The 18452-nt window shown below is 62.3% G+C and carries 8 protein-coding genes; all 8 read left to right on the forward strand.

What is annotated here, in order from left to right; all coding sequences use genetic code 11:
• Window positions 1-57 precede the first annotated feature (57 nt).
• Window positions 58-1683, forward strand: a complete 1626-nt coding sequence (locus tag VFW93_RS13805) for a ShlB/FhaC/HecB family hemolysin secretion/activation protein (RefSeq protein ID WP_329694566.1) — start codon at window positions 58-60, stop codon at window positions 1681-1683.
• Between the two features lie 34 nt (window positions 1684-1717).
• Window positions 1718-12601 carry a filamentous haemagglutinin family protein gene (locus VFW93_RS13810; protein WP_329694567.1) on the forward strand — a complete coding sequence of 3628 codons (10884 nt, stop codon included), beginning with the start codon at window positions 1718-1720 and terminating at the stop codon, window positions 12599-12601.
• Window positions 12602-12771: 170 nt separating this feature from the next.
• Entirely contained in the window at window positions 12772-14478 is a 1707-nt protein-coding gene (locus VFW93_RS13815; RefSeq protein ID WP_329694568.1) for a DUF2341 domain-containing protein, read from the forward strand.
• Window positions 14479-14491: 13 nt separating this feature from the next.
• Window positions 14492-14899 carry an ExbD/TolR family protein gene (locus VFW93_RS13820; protein ID WP_290694723.1) on the forward strand — a complete coding sequence of 136 codons (408 nt, stop codon included), beginning with the start codon at window positions 14492-14494 and terminating at the stop codon, window positions 14897-14899.
• Window positions 14900-14912: 13 nt separating this feature from the next.
• On the forward strand, window positions 14913-15314 hold the full coding sequence (locus VFW93_RS13825) for a biopolymer transporter ExbD (RefSeq protein ID WP_329694569.1): 402 nt from the start codon (window positions 14913-14915) through the stop codon (window positions 15312-15314).
• 9 nt (window positions 15315-15323) lie between these two features.
• The gene (locus tag VFW93_RS13830; protein WP_329694570.1) at window positions 15324-16013 is read left to right on the forward strand and encodes a hypothetical protein; all 690 of its coding nucleotides are present in this window, start codon (window positions 15324-15326) and stop codon (window positions 16011-16013) included.
• A gap of 25 nt (window positions 16014-16038) precedes the next feature.
• A complete protein-coding gene (locus VFW93_RS13835) occupies window positions 16039-17715 on the forward strand; it encodes a putative porin (RefSeq protein ID WP_329694571.1) in 1677 nt (558 codons plus the stop codon).
• On the forward strand, window positions 17702-18373 hold the full coding sequence (locus tag VFW93_RS13840; RefSeq protein WP_329694572.1) for a hypothetical protein: 672 nt from the start codon (window positions 17702-17704) through the stop codon (window positions 18371-18373). Before VFW93_RS13835 ends, VFW93_RS13840 begins: the two co-directional genes overlap by 14 nt.
• Window positions 18374-18452: the final 79 nt, after the last annotated feature.

An 18452-nucleotide genomic window follows, 5' to 3' on the forward strand; every position in this document is an offset into this window, starting at 1 on the left:
ACAGCTCTTTTGCACACAGTCCCCACTTGGGGACTGTTGCTTTGTGTGCATTCCCAAATGAAAAAACTGGCTTCCTTGTTTGTGTTGTCCGCTGTGGCTGCCTTGGCGCAGGCTCAGGCGCCCGCCACCGTCACTTTCGACGTCATGGAGTTCGTGGTCGAGGGCAACACTGTGTTGCCACCCGAGCAGGTCGAACGTGTGGTGTCTCCCTTCATGGGCCCAGGCAAGACATTCAAGGACATGGAAGCCGCCCGTACGGCGTTGGAAAAGGCCTATCAGGATGCAGGCTACCTGTCGGTGTTGGTCAACCTGCCTGATCAACGCGTGGACTCAGGCGAAGTCAAGCTGGAGGTCATCCAGTCCAGCGTCGAGAAACTCAAGGTCAGTGGTGCGCAGTACCACCGTCCCAGTCTGATTGCCGACAAAATGTCGGCGCTGGCACCTGGCCAGGTGCCCTACTTCCCCGAGGTGCAGGAGCAACTGGTTACGGTGCAGCCCCAGGAAGTGGAGGTCACGCCTCTGATCGGACCTGGGCAGGACCCTCGGAAGATTGAAGTAGACCTGAAGGTCAAGGACAGCTTGCCGGTGCGTGGATCGCTGGAGGCCAACTCCCGTCAGAGCTTCAACACCACACAGGGCCGCATCGAGGCCCTGCTCTCATACGGCAACCTGTTCCAGCGTGACCATTCCATTGGTGTGGGCTGGGTCTACGCTCCTGCGCGGCCCGCAGATGCCAACACGCTGGTAGCACTCTACAGCGTGCCGCTCACCACGGTGGACAGCGTGGATGTCTACTATGCCCGCAGCAACACCGACACGCCGACCAAGTCTGGCCTGGGCGGCTCCACCTTTACGCGTGGCCGTTACGGTGGCCTGGTCTACCACCATGATCTGCCTGCGCGCCAGTGGCCCGTGACCCACGCCTTTGACCTGGGTTTGGACTTCAAGCGCAGCAGTGACCGCAACATCGACATCGCCGGCGTCACCACCGAGAAGCCCAGCCTGCACTACGAGGTGCTGTCGGCCCGCTACAACCTGAGCTGGCGCGGCGAGAACGACAACGTCACCAACTGGCGCGCGGGCCTGTATTCATCCATCCGCTCCATCTCGGAGCGACAGGTGGACTGCAACGGCGTCAGGCTGGAGCAGTTCGCCTGCAAGCGCAGCGGTGCTTCTGCAGACTTCAGCGTGTTCAAGCTGGGCATGGGCCGCGTGCAGAACCTGCCCGATAACTGGCAAGTGAAGTTCGACATCGACGCACAACTTGCGTCAGGCCCCTTGGTGCCTGCCGAGCAATACAGCCTGGGCGGTATGGACTCCATCCGCGGTTATTACGACTACGAGCAATCGGCCGACCAGGGCTGGAACACACGCCTGGAGCTGATCTCACCGGCCTGGCTCAAGCTCAAGGATGACGAAGGTGTGCACGCCTTGCTGTTCTGGGATCGAGGCGAGCTGCGGCTGATCAAGTCGCTGGCCACAGAGATACCCAAGGTGCAGATGGGCAGCTATGGCCTGGGGCTGCGCCTGGACAACAGCAAGGGCCTGACGGCTCGCCTGGATCTGGCTTTCCCTATTTTCGACACGAGCAAACCCACCGAGTCTGGCGGCCAGGAGGCCGCAACAGGCAGTCAGAGCGCGCGCCGCTGGCGTGTGGACGCGGCCTTGCGCCAGTCCTTCTGATCTTGCCCTGTAGTGAAACCCTGGAGCAGTTGACATGAACAAGCACATCCACCGTCTGGTTTTTGATCGCAAGCGTGGCATGCGCGTGCCTGCCGCCGAGAACGTGCGTGCAGCAGGCAAGGCCGCAGGCGGACAGACTCGTGCCCGTGCCGTCGCCGGCGTCACCCTGGTGTCCATGGCCCTGACTGGCGTGGCCGGTGCGCGGGATGCGACACCCTCGGCGAATCGCAGCATCGTGGATACCATGATGCGCGCGTCGACCTTCAGCATTGCACGCGGTACCGGCCCCGTGTGGAGTGCTGCGCGCGATGCGGGCAAGGCGTCGCAGTTCAAGGTCACCAACCCAGACGGCCTCACCACGCAGATTGACCAGTACGACAACCGCGTCATCATCAACTGGGACAGCTTCAATGTGGGTGCCGACTACAGCGTGCTGTTCAACCAACCCAAGGGCGGTTCGGCCTACAACCGCATCTGGGACCTGAACCCGACCGTCATCATGGGCAAGATCACGGCCAATGGCGAGGTGATCCTGGAGAACACCCATGGCGTGATCTTTGGCGCTACAGCCCGTGTACAGACCGGTCGTTTCGTGACCACCGCCTTGAAGATGACCGAAGAGGCCATCACCAAAGGCCTGCGTGCCAACCGTGATGGCCAGGTGATGTTCGGCGGTGACGACGCCAACCCGAACGGCTTCATCACGATTGAGCGTGGCGCAGAGGTGAAGGCCCTGGCTGGTGGTGATGTGTTGATGATCGCTCCCAAGGTTTACAACGAAGGTACGATCGAGACGCCCAAGGGGCAGGCTGTATTGGCGGCTGGCAAGAAGGTCTACCTCTACAGTTCACTGGACCCGGCACAACGTGGCCTGTTGGTGGCCGTGGACCCATTTGCATCGGGCCCGGCCGGTGTCAATACCGTGGAGAACGCCACAGCGGCCGAGTACCGCACGGTGGATGGCAAGACGGTGGACCGTAGCACGCCAGACAACACGGAAGGTCTGGCCAAAAAGGTCAACCAGATCGTGGCCGAGCAAGGCTCCATCAACCTCGTTGGGCTGACTGTGCGCAACAACGGCGTCCTCACGGCCACTACGGCGGTGAAGGGGCAGAACGGGGCGATCTACCTGCAGGCACAGAAGTCGACCACTGTTTTCAGTGGTAAAGCGCCGGTTGGGGATAACGGTGCGACACCGCGTATCGCAGCGCAGTTGGGTACCGTCGAGCTGGGATCGGGCAGCGTGACCCAGGTCACACCATCTACTGCACAGGCCTATAACGAGGACACCAAGAAATTTGAAACGCCGACCCAGACGGACGCGGAAACGTTCAACCAGTCGCGCATCGAAATCAATGGCGCCAACATCCGTGTGCAAGCAGGTGCTCAGGTGCTGGCACCCTACGGCAAGATCAATTTGTTGGCCGCAGAGGATGCGTCGCAGTCGGCCTTGCTCAGCACGGCTTCAGCCACCTTGAGCAAGGACAACAGCAGCATCGTCGTGGAAGACGGTGCGCTGATCAGTGCCGCTGGTCTGCGTGACGTGTCGCTGGCGATGAGCCGCAACCAGTTGAACGGTCGCCTTTTCGCCAATGAGTTGGCCGACTCTCCCGTTCAACGGGGGGGCGTGCTGTACCGCAGTGAGGTGTCGGCAGACGCTCGCAGCCTGGTCAAGGTGGCCAATGTCACGGGTTTCTATAACCTGGTCGGCCGCACTGCTGAAGAAATTTCCACCAAGGCCGGTACCGTCAAGGTCCAGGCGCAAGGTAGCACCGTGGTGGCCGATGGCGCCAGGATCGATGTGTCCGGCGGCAGCGTGCGCTACGAGGCCGGCAGCATCACCAGCAGCCTGCTGCGCAAGGGCGACACGCTGATCAAGCTGGAGGACGCCCAGGCGGGCGTCAAGTACGACGAGCTGATATCCGGAACCGGTCGTGGCACGGCCACCCTGCAAGCGAGCTACGTGGAGGGAAAGAATGGCGGTGAGATTCAGCTGTTTGCGCCGCAGTTCTACGTTGGCGACGGCACACTCAAGGGCGATGTGGTGGTCGGCCCATATCAGCGGGGCGGCCTCGTTTCGTCCAGGGTGGACCTTTCAAAGCGGCCGGACCTGTATGGTTTGGTTCGGCCCTTGGGGGCGCGCCTGACGCTGGGCTTTTCCGATGAACTGGCGCACGCCATGGATGGCGTCACGGTGAGCGGGGCGCGTTCAAGTACGCTGGAATCGGTATCTGGTCTGGACGCCTCAGCCATGGCTCAACTGGTAGGTGCTTCATCGCTGCGCAACCAGCTCACTGCGGACACCTTGAACAAGGGCGGCTTTGCCGACCTGTCGGTGTATGCCGCCGGGTTGAACGTGGACAGGAACGCCCGCCTGGACCTGGGTCCTACCGGATCGTTCATCGCCAATAAAGCCACGCACATTCAGATTGATGGTCAGATCAAGGCAGCGGGTGGCAGCGTCAACCTGTCGTCCATCGGTGACGTGGTGTTGGGGCAGGAGGCGACGATAGATGTATCGGGCAACAAGCTCGATGAACTGGGTGTGGCCACGGGCTCCGTGCCGGTAGACGTGAACGGTGGTTCTGTGACGCTGAAAGCGGGCGGCTCGGTGCGTCTGAGCGGGGCTAGCCAGATCGATGTATCCGCAGGCGCATGGCGTGCGAGCACGGGTGGCATCACCACCGGCAAGGCCGGTTCTGTGGCCCTGGAGGCCAATGTTGATCAGACCAATACCTTGGCTGGCACGGTGACCTTGGATGGGCGCCTGAGCGGCTATGACTTCCAATCCGGCGGCAAATTGAGTGTCAAAGGTGTGCCAGGCGTGTCCATCGGGCAGGGCGGCAAGGCCGACGATTTGCAGCTGAGCACAGCCTTCTTCAGTGACAACGGCTTTGGTAGCTTTGAGTTGGCTTCGCTGGGTGATGTGGACGTGGTGGCTGGCACGATGCTGACGCCGCGCTTGAAGAATTACCAGCTTGACGCGGCGCGTGTAGGTGGCGGTAATGGCTCTGCCTTGTTCCTCACCACGGAAGTCAATGATGCACAACGCGCCCCCGTCAACCTGACGCTCTCAGCCGTCAAACCGAGCCTGGACAATCGCGAGGGCTACAAGGAAGGCGGACGCGTGCGCATCGGCGCCAGTGCCCAGCTTGATCTGGGCGCAGGTGGACGCCTCACGGTATTGGCGGGGCGCCAGATCGTTCTGGGGCAAGAGGCCGGCATCACAGCGCACGGCGGTTCAGTGGCCATGACCCTGACGGGGCGTCGCGGTAGCAGTCAGCCCGAGGAAAAGAATTCAGCCGATGCTGTGGGCTATGTGGCCGACAACGAGGTTCGCCTGAGCGCCGGCTCTCGCATCGATGTGTCAGGTGTGGCCCGTACGTTGACGCAAACCGTGGGTGGTCAGGAGCGCGTGACCGGTACCGTGTTGGGTGGAGGCACCATCAGCCTGAACTACAACCCCACTGATGAGGAAAGTGGCCAACGCGGCCGCGTGATCACGGAAGCGGCCACTGACAAGCTGGCGGCCTCGTTGATTGATGTCAGCGGGCAATCGGCGCAACTGAATCTGGGGCGTGGTTCACGTCGCACCACAGTGAGCCAGGGGGCGGGCAGTGTGAAGGTGGGCGGGGCGGACGGGTTTTCGCTCATGGGGGACATTCATGCCCAGGCACCTGATGCTTCGGTGGGTGGAGGTGAGTTCATCGCGTCGGTCAGTCGCGAGGGCAAGGGCGATGCGACCCTTAACAAATCGAAGTATCCAGGTGCCGATCGCGTGGTCCGCCTTACTGCCACGCAAGGTGAGGTGGCCTCACATGCAGCCGCCTATGGCGAAGGCGTCGTGTCGGCTCAGCAACTGGCTGATGCCGGCTTTGACCGCATCAGCCTGCGGGCCGATGACCGCGTGCTGCTGGACAAGGGTGCCAGCATCGGCACCTCCGATGGACAGAAACTGCGGGCCATCACCGTGTCTTCGCCCGTCTTGAAGGCCGAGGATGGCGGTACGCATGAGTTGCGCGCCAGCTATGTGGCGCTCGGCGATGTCAATCTGAGCAACAAGTTTGGCACCACCGTCGACAGCCGCCCGGCTTCCGCAGCCGGCAACGCCACGCTGGCGGTGAACGCTGGCCTCATTGAGGTGTACGGCAAGTCGGCCTTCCAGGGTTGGCAGTCTGTCGACCTCAATGCCACGCTGGACAAGTCCTTTGGCAACACCCGCCGTGATGGCGAGATCCGTTTCATTGGCCGCACTTTCGACAACAACAGCGTCGTTTTGACCGGCTACCTGGGCTTCGATGGTGTGCTGACCTTGCGCGCAGGCCAGAGCTATGCCAGCACCCTGTCCAACTTCACGGTGCAAGGTGTATTGGGGCATTCCACGCTCAAGACGGCACAGCCATCTGCAGGCGGATCGACCAGCGACACCCCGCTGAGTGCACTGGCCTCGCTCACGCTGAACGCCGATGAGATCGCGCACGACGGTGTCCTGCGACAGCCTTTTGGCGCGCTGACGCTCAATGCCGTCAACAAGGTGGCGCTGGGTGCTGGCAGCACACTGTCCGTGTCAGGTGATGGCGTGACGGTGCCTGTGGGTACCACGGTCAATGAGCGCAGCTGGGTCTACACGCCCAACCCTACCGATTCATCGGCGACCACGCCAGTGGTCAAAAATCTGGAGGGTCTGCCGGTGGCCAAGGGCATCGAGATCAAGGGCCAGGGCATCAGCCTGAGCAACACAAGCCTCATCCAGGCGCAGGCCGGCGGCGATCTGCAAGCCTGGGAATTCATCCGAGGTGTAGGCGGCAGCACTGACACACTGAACCGAGCCGGTTTGTTCGCGGTTCTGCCCAATTACCAGTACGACTTCGCGCCGTATGACACCGAGATTGCCAAGTCCAATGCGCTGAACGGCACGACGCTGCAAGCGGGCGACAAGATCACAATCACGACGGCCAATGGTGTGTTGGCGCAAGGAAGCTATACCTTGCTGCCCTCTCGCTATGCCTTGTTGCCGGGGGCGGTGCTGGTGTCTGCCGCCAATGTAGGTGCAGGTGGAATCTTGAGTCAGGCCATCACGCAGGATGATGGCAGTGTGTTCGTGTCGGGCCAGCGCGCTGCTGCTGGCACGGGCATAACGGGTGGTGACCCTCGTCAGACCTTCATGCTTGAATCGGCGGCCACCTTCCGTGCCAAGTCCGCCTACGCGTTGACTTCCATCAACAAACTGCTGACAGATCGCGCCGTGCAACTGGACAACTTGCTGCCCAGCCTGGCTGGTGACGCCGGCCGCATCTCCCTGAGTGCCAATGGCGCATTTGACCTGCTGGGACAGTTCAACCTGGCGGGCCGGGGTGCGTTCTCCGCTGGTCAGCTTGACATCACCATGCCATCGATGACCGTGGTTGACGATGGGGATAAAGCAGTTCTGGTGGAAGCCGGTTCGGCGCGCGTATCTGCGCAATCGCTCAATGACACACACGCAGGCAGCATCATGCTCGGCGGCACCCGCACTGGCACCGTGGAGGGGGCCACGGCCTCAGTCGCGGCCAGCACGGTGCGCGTGGCCAGCAGCGGCTTGTCCGCGGGCGAAGTGATCGCCGTGGCCACGGACACTGTCACGGTGGACGATGGCGTCAAGCTGACGGCCGCAGGTGTGGTCAGCAACAAGGCCAACCTGCTCACGATCAAGGGGCAGGGTGCGGCGGTTGTGGTCAGCCAAAATACCAATACCGACATCAGGCGTGACTTGAGCGGCGTGACCGTCAACCAGGGTACGCTCAACATCGGGCAGGCTACCCTTACGGGCCAGGCCGTTCAACTGGATGCATCCAACAGCCTGAACCTGAGCGCCAAAGCCTCGATCAACGCCAAACAGTTTGGCCTGGGTGCGCCACGTATCGTGGTGGGTGGCGCAGCGGACACGGTTGGCGCGGTGGCGCTGGATGGTGTCTTGCTGAACTCGCTCAAGGGCGCCGACAGCATGCAGCTGCGCAGCTACAGCAGCATCGATTTCAAGGGCTCGCAGGCCTTTGATGCACGTGCCTCGGATGGCAAGCCGCTGCTGCGCAAGGTGGTGCTGGATGCGCCGCAACTGCGTGGCCTGGGCCAAAACGGTGACGTGGTCAGCGTGACGGCCCAGAGCGTCGTCTTGCGCAACACATCGGGCATTGCCCCCTCGACGACTGAAACCGGTACGTCGACGCTGGCTATCCAGGCTGAGCCCGTGCTGTCAGACAAGACCACGGGTGGCATCACCATTGGCGAAGGCTCACAGCGCCTGGCCTTTGCCAACAGCAGCCTGTCATCCAAGGGCGACATCGTCTTCGACGGAAAGGGCAAGCTGGGCACGCAGGGTAACGTCACCCTGGCCGCGGCCCGCGTGACCGCTACGGGTACAGCCGACCATGGTGTCGACAGCGCTGCCACATTGACCATCACATCGACAGCCAATGCACGCACGCTGGGCGAACGTGTCGGTGCCGGCGGCGCCTTGAGTCTGAGTGGTGAGCGTGTGGTGCAGGACGGCCTGCTGGACGTGGCCTCTGGCAAGATCAACATCACAGGCAAAGGCAACAGTACGCAACGCCGTGATACCGTGACCTTGACCGAGCGGTCGGTCACCAAGGCAGCGGGCTGGACGCAACCAGTGGGCAAGACGTGGGCGGTCGATGCACCTGGTGGCGATGTCACCGTGCAAGCGGTGCAGGGTGACCTGATCTGGCGCGGCCAGATCGATGTGTCGGCACCGGTGGCCAGCAGCAAGCCTGATCAAGGGCAAGCCGCGGGCACCGTGACACTGCTGGCAAATGGATACAACCCGACCGATGGCTACCGCGGCCAGTTGGTTGTGGGTGCCGACGCCAGCCTCAAGGGCGGTGCTGGCAGCGATCGGTTGTCTGCAAGCCTGACGGTGGATGCACAAGGACTCAGGAACGAGCCCGCCTCAGGCCTGTCGGAAGCAGCACAGGCGGTGGCGATCACGCATGGCACGCTGGACCGCCTTGCCGACATCGCCAAGGCAGGCGGCGTGCACCGCGAGGTGGACTGGCGCATCCGCGAAGGTGCGCAATCGCTCAACACCGAGCTGACGGCACAGCGCGTGTTCATCAGCGCCGACGCCGGCAGCCTGTCGCTGGGCCAAAGCCGGACGCTGCAAGGCAACGGCCAGATCGCCACGCACAAGGGCACCATTGATGCCCGTGCACCACAAGGTGGCGTGGTGCAATTGGCAGCCGGGCAGGATCTGATCATTGGTGCAGACGTGCTGGCCGATTCTTCACGCATCGGTGCCAATGGTGGCGACATTCTGCTTGCCTCGTCCGAGGGACAGGTCCGCATCCAGGACGGCGTGACGCTGTCTGCCGGGGGGGATGACGACAAAGATGGCCGTGTGGTCATTCGTGCCCAGCGTAATGACGATGGCAACCTGTCCGATGAGTTGCGCGTCAACGTGGACGCCATCGGTCCCAACACAAAGGTCAGGGCCGGTGAGTTCACCGTGGAAGCCGTGCGCATCTACACCGGCACCAGATTGACGACAGGCGCGAGCTCCGGCACCACGCTGGGCCAGATCAGCCTGATGGCCGACAACGACGACTTCATGGCCAGCAAGGACGCCATCGCCAGTGCATTGGGCCTGGGTGGCTTCGCCAACGCGCACCTGCGCTCGGGCGTGGAGATTCGATCCGTTGGCAACTTCGAGGTCAGCAAGGACTGGAACCTGTGGAATGACGAGCGTGCCGGTGGCGAGCCTCTGAACCTCACCATCCGTGCAGCTGGCGACCTCAACATCAAGGGCAGCTTGAGCGATGGCTTTGCCACCGCCACGCGCATTGGAGCGGGCGACAGCGAGCCCACCGAAGTCAAGGTCGGGCCGGCCGCATCCTTCCGCCTGGTCGCAGGTGCGGACTTGACTGCAGCCAATGTGCTCAAGACTGATGCCAAGGCGGCCACAGGCAACCTGCGTATCGATGGCGGCAAGATGGTGCGCACTACCGCTGGCTCTATTGAACTGGCCGCGGCGCAGGACATTGAACTCAAGGCCGGCACGGGCACTTCACCCGTTCAGGCGGTGGTGTATGTGGCGGGGCAACGCGCCGAGATGCCATCCGGGCAGTCATTCTCAGCCAACAAATGGGCACAGTTCACGGATCATGGTGGGCGTGTGTCGCTGGTGGCTGGCCGCAACATCGTGGCGCCAGCAGCAGCGCAAGTGATCAACAACTGGTTCGAGCACACGGGGGCCAGCGAGGATGCTGGTGGTTCGTGGTTCAGCTTCTTTGACAGCTTCAAGCAGGGCGTGGGCTCATTTGGTGGCGGCAACATCGACGTGCGCGCTACCCAATCCATCAGAAACCTTGGCGTGGTGGCACCCACCTCCATGAGGCAGGTAACGGACGATGCAACGGGGCAACGCATCACGCTGGTTGACAACGGCGGCGACATCAACGTGCGCGCTGGACAGGACATCGCTGGCGGTGTGTACTTTCTGGGACGCGGCAATGCGCTGGTTCAGGCAGGTGGGGCCATTACCAGAGGTGACAGCCTCAACGCCAAGGTACCGCAGGTCGGTACCCTGGTTGGCCTGATAGATGGTCATGTGGCCTTGCAGGCGAGCAAGGATGTGACGATGGCGGCCGCATACAACCCGACGATTCTGCCTGCATCCAGCCGCATGGAAGCGGATCAGTCGGCCTACTTCAGCTATGGTTCAGACGCCGGCTTGTCCGTCACCAGCATCGCGGGTGACGTGAAATGGACACCTGAAAACGACGGCTACAAGGAGTACCTGAATCAACTCGACAAGATCGCGGGGCTGGACAAGCTGCCAACGGCATTCGGCGTCAACTACAGGCTGACCATGATCGCGCCCCCTTCGCTGGCTCTGTCTGCCTTGTCGAAGGACGTGATCTTCAGCATGCCCTCCGGCGGTCTGATGTTGACCTTGTTCCCGTCACCGCAAGGTCAACTGGAGGTGTACGCGGGGCGCGATGTGAAGATGAGCGAGAAAGCCCGCGTGACGATGGCCGACGGCAGTCTGGATCTGTGGCCGAGCTTGCAGTCAGCGGTCGACGTACAAAAGCTGAATACTTTGTCAGACACAGCGGGACAGTTTGCGAGCTATCGAGTTGGCGGCGCACCCAACGCTTCCTCTGGCGCGGGTGGGTTGACATCGTCCACGCTGCACGAAGCTGACACAACCGTGGTGCACGTTCATGCCGATCGTGACATCGGCAGCACGGAGTCGGGTTGGGCCGGCGCTGCGTTCAACCTGCCGAAAGCTGCTCAGATCACGGCAGGCCGCGACATCAACCAGCTGACCTATGTGGGCCAGCAATACCACGCTGGCGATATCACGGTGATTGAAGCGGGGCGCAATATCATCGGCAAGAACACGGGCTCGTTCTCTTCGAGCCTGGGGGGCGTCGCTGGTCTGATCGCCCTCGCAGGCCCTGGCGCGCTGCACGTCACGGCGGGCCGCCAGCTTGATCTGGGTGACGCCGGTGGCGTGCGTACCGTTGGCAACAAGTACAACACCGAGCTGTCGGCAGATTCGGCCAGGATCATGCTGGCCGCAGGCATGGCCAAGACACTGGATGTGGACACCTTCACCCAGCGATTCATGCCGGTTGGAGATTCAGCCCGAGCCGAGCTGGTGACCTATGTGAAACAGGTGCTCAAGCTGACTGATGTTGATCTGCCGGCTGACCAGGCTGCGGCGTATGACCAGGCTTTGAGCTACTACAAGGCCTTCAGCCGAGACCATCAGGTGGCCTTCGCCGATGCTGTGGTCAACAAGGCGTTTGTCCAATCCTATCTGGGCAGCGGCAGTGATTACGCCAAGGCCTGGCAAGCCAAGGCAGCGAGCCTGGGCGTAGCCGACACCGCCTATGACAGCACCGCCTTTGCCCAATTCAAGACCGACGTGCTCATGAACGAGCTCAAGGTCTGGGGCAAGGCCGCGGCCGATGTGGCGTTGTCAGCAGACCCGGTCGCCAACGCATTGGCCACGGCCAAGCGCCAGGCGCTTTACGACAAGGCCTTCGCCGCCATTGACCTGGCTGGCCTGGGCAAAGGCTTCCAGTTTGTGGGTGACATGCAGATCGCCGGCAGTGGCGTGCAGACCCAGGGCAAGGGTGACTTGAACACTGGCGGCATCGACATGCTGACCCCCGGTGGTGGTGTGCTGGTGGGCCTTAACGCCTTGACGCAAAAGCAAAAGGACGAGGCCAAGGACCATGGTCTGGTCACCTATGGTGGCGGCAGCATCCGTGCCATGTCGGCTGGCGACTTTCTGGTCAACGCCCAGAAGACCTTCGTGGTCGGCAATGGCGACATCATGCTGTGGTCCTCATATGGCAGCCTGGATGCCGGCCGCGGTGCCAATACTGATGTGACCGTGCCGCCGCCGGTGGCCGTTCGCAACAAAGATGGCAGCGTGAGTTTCGAGTTGCCGCCGCTCACAACGGGTAGTGGCATCGGCCGACTCAAGTCGTCTGAAGGTAGCTCTGTGGGGCAGGTTTATCTCAATGCGCCCAACGGCGAAATCCGCGCACTGGACGCGCAGATTCGCAATGAGGGTGGCGGCGACATCAACCTGGGTGGGAAGGGTGTGCTCGGTGGTGACAACATCTCCGGCAAGGTCAACGGCGCACCGCCTGCGGTCTCCGTGAACGTGGCCATCAACGTCAACACCAGCGTCCCAAGCCAGACAGCAGCCGGCGCGCAAGCCGCAGCCGCCAGTCAGGAGGGCAAGCCCAAGGATCCCTCATCCCTGGTGACGGTCGACCTGCTGGGCATGGGCGATGACGCGAACGCGCCTGCCGCAGGCAACCCGTCTCCCGCAAAGGGAGAAGAGGTTTGCGAAGACGACGACACGAAGAAGGACAAGGCCAAAGCCTGCACCAGGCGCTGAGCCAGGCTCGCCTCCCAACCGACACCCCCGTCTGCGGGGTGTCGGTCCTTTATGACCAAGCTGTGACACCACCTCGTCGTGAATGGTGGTCCTGATGGATCATGCGTTTTCCCGAGGGCGACACATGCGTTTTTCACAATAGCCGTTTGTATTAAGACGGACTGATCCCCATGAACACTGTCAGATCCTTGATGCTGGGTGCAGCCCTGATGGGCGGCCTTTTCTCCACCTCTGCTCACGCCTGGTGGAATGGCGACTGGAAGGCCCGGGCCAAGATCACCTTGAACACCACAGCGCAAGGCGTGGAGACCAAGGAAGCCCTGTCGGGTGTGGTGGTGCCCGTGCGCCTGCATTCCGGCAATTTCGATTTCCTGTCGGCCAAGGCTGATGGTGCGGACCTGCGCGTGGTCGCCGCAGACGACAAGACCCTCTTGAAGTACTGGGTCGAGCGTTTTGACGGCACCAACGAACTGGCCGTGATCTGGGTGCAGGTGCCCAGCGTGGCGCCTGGTACCGACAAGAACGTCGTGTACGTCTACGCCGGCAATGAAAAGGCTGCAGCCGAGTCAACGTCGACCGCCGTGTACGACGGCAGCATGAGCGCCGCCTTCTCGTTCGCAGGCAAGGATGGCGAACCTGCGCAAGATGCGGTCAGTCAGATCGCCACGTCGGCTGCCGTGGTCCGTGAAACCAATGGCCTTATTGGCCCTGCTGCCAAGCTGGATGGTCAACGTGCGCTGGTGATTCCCTCCAGCGAAAAACTCAAGGCCTCGGCTTCCGGCCCCTACACCGTCAGCATGTGGGTCAAGCCCACCACTTTGACGGGGATCATCTTCAAGCAGTCACCATTGACGATTGCACTGAACGCGGGCAAGTTGCAGGCCGACCTGGGCAAGGTGCAAGCCATTGGCGGTGAATTGCCGGCCTCGGCCTGGGCCCATGTGGCCGTGGTGGTAGGCAACAGCAAGCTGACCTTGTTCCTCAATGGCGAGCAAGCCGCACAAGCCGACCTGGCAGCGTCCACCACGCCGATCGAGGGCGACATCAGCCTGGGCCAGGAGTTGACCGCGCAAATCGACGAACTGGAAATCGCCAACACGGTGCGCAGCACGGACTGGCTCAAGTTCGCACACGCCGCACAAAGCGCCGATGCCAAGCTGGTGGTCGGTGTCAGCCAGACCCCGGATACCGCCAAGGATGGTGGCGGGGAGCCGGGCTACTTCGGCATCCTGGTGGGCAACCTCACGGTGGACGCCTGGGTGGTGATCGGCATCCTCGGCGTGATGTTTGCCGTTGCTGCCTGGGTCATGTATGCCAAGGCCGTGTTCGTGGGCCGTGCGGACAAGGCCAACCGGGACTTCCTGAAGCGCTTCCGCGATGCACGTGATGTGATGCAGATCGAGGTCAAGGCGCTCAAGCACTCGTCGCTGCAACGCCTGTACGAAGCCGGCCTTCGTGAACTGAACAAGCGAGATGTAGGCAAGACGGGTGCGAAGGCCTTGTCTGGTGCCTCCATCGATGCAGTCAAGGCGGCCATTGACGCCGACCTCGTACGCGAAAGCCACGAGCTCAATTCGAAGATGGTGCTGCTGACCATCGCCATCTCCGGTGGCCCCTTCCTCGGCCTGTTGGGAACCGTGGTGGGCGTGATGATCACCTTCGCGGCCATTGCGGCAGCGGGCGACGTCAACGTCAATGCCATTGCGCCAGGTATCGCGGCAGCCCTGCTGGCTACGGTGGCGGGTCTGGGCGTGGCCATCCCTGCGCTGTTTGGCTACAACTATCTGGCCGCACGCATCAAGAACATTTCGTCGGACATGCAGATCTTCGTCGACGAGTTCGTGACGCGCGTGGCCGAAACCTACGGCGCACGCTGAGCAGGGGCACGAGATGGCCGGCGACGTCAAAGCGGATAACCAGCCTTACGACGACATCAACATCACCCCGATGTTGGACCTGGCGTATGTGCTGCTGGTGACCTTCATCATCATGACCACGGCCTCCGTTCAGGGCGTGAAGGTTCAGCCGCCCCTGACCCAGGCCACCAACAACCTCGCCAAGCCGCAAACACGTGGCATCACGATCACGGCCGATGGCCAGGTTTACCTTGATGCCTACCCTGTGAGCCTGGATCAGCTCCAGTCCTCGCTGGCGCAGTACAAGGCGGCCAACCCCGCTTTGCCTGTGGTGCTCAAGGCTGATGCAGCCACTCAATACGACAAGGTGATGGCGGTGCTGGAGATTGCCAAGAAGCTCGACATCACCGAGATCGGCCTGGCGACCAAGCGCCTGCAATAAGGCACAACACCCCATGCAAGTTCAAGACGACGCCAAACCCTACGACACCATCAACGTGACGCCCATGCTGGACCTCGCGTATGTGTTGCTTGTGGTGTTCATCCTGATGACGACCGCGTCTGTGCAGGGGCTGAGTGTCAGCATGCCCAAGCCCAGCAACAAGCCCAGCACCGAGAAGCACCCGCTCAAGATCGTGCAGGTGCTGCCCGAGGGCACGCTGGCACTCAATGGGGTGCCTGTCAGCATGGCCGAACTGGAGACGCGTCTGCAGCAGGCCAAGGCCGAGGATGCCAAGATGAGCGTGGCCATCAAGGGTGATTCGCGCACGCAGTACGCGAAGGTGGTGGCCGTCATCGACCTGTGCAACAAGCTGGAAGTGTCGATGGGGCTGGTCACGGCCCGCATCGGCACATGAGGAGCACTCATGGCAGTGGCCGATGACGTTCAAGACGACGAGAGCACCGGCTGGGGTGGCAAGCTGGCCTTGCTGGGAGGCGGGCTTGCGCTGGCCGGGGGTATCTATTGGGCCGTGACATCGTTTCACGCCGAGAGCGGTGGCCCCAAGCGCCAGACCGTGAAGATCGCGGTGTTGCCGGATACGCCTCCGCCGCTCCCTCCGCCTGTTGTGGAAAAGAAGCCTGAGCCTGAGATCAAGGAGCAAAAGCCCCAGCCCCAGCAGGAAGAACAAAAGCCGCTGGACAAGGCGCCCGAGCCCGAGCCGATCAAGATGGACGGCGAAGCCGGGAATGGTCCGAGCGCCTTCTCTGCTGGCCAGGTCAACAAGGAATATCAGAAGGGCGAGATCGGTACAGGTCAGGGCGGCGCTGGCGATCGCCTGCAGGAAGCCCTGTTCGGCCGCCGCCTTCAAAAACACATCCAGCAGGCCTTGGCCCGCGACAAGTCCATCAAGCTGGGTGACTACCGCGTGAAAGTCAGTGTCTGGCTCGATGAACGCGGTGTGATCCAGCGTGTGCAGCTCGACGAGCCGACCGGCGACGACAAGATCGACCGCGCCTTGCGGGAGTCGTTCGCGCGCCTGCCCACTGTTTCAGACATGCCTGCGGGCATCCGCCAGCCGGTGCGGCTGGCCATCTCCAACCGCATGACGGGTTGACCTTTGAAGTGAAGCTATGAAATCCATGAAGACAAGCTGGTGGCCCAAGCTGACGGCCTTGAGTCTGGCGCTGTGTGCGGGCCTGGCCCATGCCGACGAACGCGAATCGCTTGAAGCATTGCGTCAAACCACGCTGGGCCTGATCAATGCCCTGGTGGAAAAAGGCGTGATCAGCCGCGATGCGGCGGACGCCATGGTCAAGCAGGCGCAAGCCAAGCATGCCTCACCAGCGCAGGCTGCGGCGACAACGACAGCGCCCACGGCCGAAGCCAAGCCCGTTCAGCGCATCCCCTACGTGTCGGATGCCATGAAGGCCCAGATCCGCAACGAGGTCAAGGAAGAAGTCCTGACGCAAGCGCGCGCCGAACGCTGGGGGGTACCCAATGCCTCCGCAGCCTGGACGGACCGCATCAAGGTGGACGGTGACTTCCGCTTCCGCTACCAGTCCGACCATGCCGGCAGCAAGAACACCCCGGCCTATAACTACCTGGCCAGCGAAGACCTCAATGACGGCACCATCCGTGCGGCCGATTTCGCCAGCTACCTGTCGGGCAACTCGGGCGTGGCCACCGGCTCCACCACCGACAACCGCAACCGCGAACGCATTCGTCTGCGTCTGGGCATCACGGCCAAGGTGGCCGACGAAGTGGGTGTGGGTGTACGCCTGGCCACCGGGAGCACAGCAGACCGTGTCTCCACCAACCAGACACTGGGCCAGAGCTTCAACAAATACCCCTTGCTGGTGGACCGCGCCTTCGTGCGTTTGACCCCTGTTGACGGCGTGGACGTGCTGGCCGGCCGCTTCCCCAACCCCTGGTTCAGCACCGACATGGTCTGGAGCGAGAACCTCAACTTCGAAGGCCTGGCCACCACGGCGCGTTGGGAGGAGCCCGAAGCCAGCTTTGTGCCCTTTGCCACCGTGGGCGCCTTCCCCTTGCGTGAAGAGTCTCCGCCCACCCGCGGAGGACGCTGGTTGTATGGCGCCCAGGCTGGTGCCAGTTGGGTGCCTGCCGAGCGCACACGCCTGAAGTTCGGGGTGGCCTACTACCAGTACAAGAACCTGGCAGGCCGTCAGGATCAGGACTACAGCCTGTCGGGATCGACCTTCTCGCCCGGTGCGACGTATGGCCAGTATGAATACGGAGCGGGCCTGCGTCAGAAGGGCAACACCCTGTTCGAAACCAACCCCGCGTCGCCGTCCAACCTGGCGCCCGTGTGGGGCCTGGCCTACCAGTTCAAGCCCCTGGTGTTGACTGCTTCGGCCGAGTTCACGCACTTCAGCCCCTACAGCCTGTTGTTGTCGGCCGAGTTCGTGAAGAACACGGGCTTTGACAAGGCCGACTTCCAGCGTCGCTCCGGCCTCAACCTCGATCCAGGTGGCAAGGACAAGGGTTACCAGCTCAAGGCAGCCTTCGGCGCCGCGGAAGTGCGAGAGCCGGGGCAGTGGCAGGGTGTCGTGTCCTACCGCTATCTGGGCTCGGACGCCGTGCTGGATGCATTCAATGACAGCGATCTGGGCCTGGGCGGTACCAACGTGCAGGGCTACACGATCGGGTTCACTTACGGCTTGTTCCGCAACACCAGCCTGGGCATGCGTTATCTGTCGTCGCGCACGATTGACTCGCCCATCAACGACCAGTTCGAACCCAATGCGCAATACCGCGTGAACTCACTGCAGGTGGACCTCAATGTGCGCTTCTGACAAACAGCTACGCCCAGTCGGCATGCGCCCCGTGATCACGGCCGTGCTGGCCTTGTTCATGGCCACCCATGCCCTGGCTGACTCCGGCGACCGCGAGCAAGAGCAGCTTCGTCGCCTCAAGTTGCAGCTACGTCAGCAACAGCAAGAGAAGGACGCGGCGATTCAGGATGCGCAGGCCAAGGCCAGCGCTGACAAGGCCGCCCTGGCGGCTACCTTGCAGTCCGTGCAGGTTGACGTTCAAGCTCAGCGGCGTGCCGCCAGCGCAGCGACGCGCCGCGTGCAGACGCTCGAGTCCGAGCTGAATACGCTCAAGCAGGACAAGGAACAGCTCGTTCAGCAGGTCGCGCTACTGCAAAAGACCCTGGAAGACAGCAAGGCCCAAGCCGCTCGTCAAGGCCAACAGGCAGCGGCAGCGCTGGCCAGCAGCCAGTCACGCCTCCAGAACGTGAGTGATCAGCATGAGCAGTGCCGCACTCAGAATGCAGCGCTGTACGAGTTGGGGCAGGATCTGCTGGGCCGCTACGAGCGCAAAGGCCTGGTCGAGGTTCTGACCAGCCAGGAGCCCTTCATTCAGACGGCACGTGTCACGCTCGAGAACACCAAGGCTCAGTATCAGGACAAGCTGGATGCGGCACGCCTGAAACCCTCCGCTCCTTGACGAGAGCACCTCAAATGAAAACGGCGACTCAACCTGCACGTTGAGTCGCCGTTTTCATTGGTGCGCCGCTTCCGTGCCT

Source organism: Aquabacterium sp. (assembly GCF_036279675.1).
Lineage (GTDB): Bacteria > Pseudomonadota > Gammaproteobacteria > Burkholderiales > Burkholderiaceae_C > Aquabacterium.

Coding starts and splice junctions, on each gene's coding strand:
- VFW93_RS13805 (WP_329694566.1), top strand. CDS start 58: ATGAAAAAACTGGCTTCCTTGTTTGTGTTGTCCGCTGTGGCTGCCTTG.
- VFW93_RS13810 (WP_329694567.1), top strand. CDS start 1,718: ATGAACAAGCACATCCACCGTCTGGTTTTTGATCGCAAGCGTGGCATG.
- VFW93_RS13815 (WP_329694568.1), top strand. CDS start 12,772: ATGAACACTGTCAGATCCTTGATGCTGGGTGCAGCCCTGATGGGCGGC.
- VFW93_RS13820 (WP_290694723.1), top strand. CDS start 14,492: ATGGCCGGCGACGTCAAAGCGGATAACCAGCCTTACGACGACATCAAC.
- VFW93_RS13825 (WP_329694569.1), top strand. CDS start 14,913: ATGCAAGTTCAAGACGACGCCAAACCCTACGACACCATCAACGTGACG.
- VFW93_RS13830 (WP_329694570.1), top strand. CDS start 15,324: ATGGCAGTGGCCGATGACGTTCAAGACGACGAGAGCACCGGCTGGGGT.
- VFW93_RS13835 (WP_329694571.1), top strand. CDS start 16,039: ATGAAGACAAGCTGGTGGCCCAAGCTGACGGCCTTGAGTCTGGCGCTG.
- VFW93_RS13840 (WP_329694572.1), top strand. CDS start 17,702: ATGTGCGCTTCTGACAAACAGCTACGCCCAGTCGGCATGCGCCCCGTG.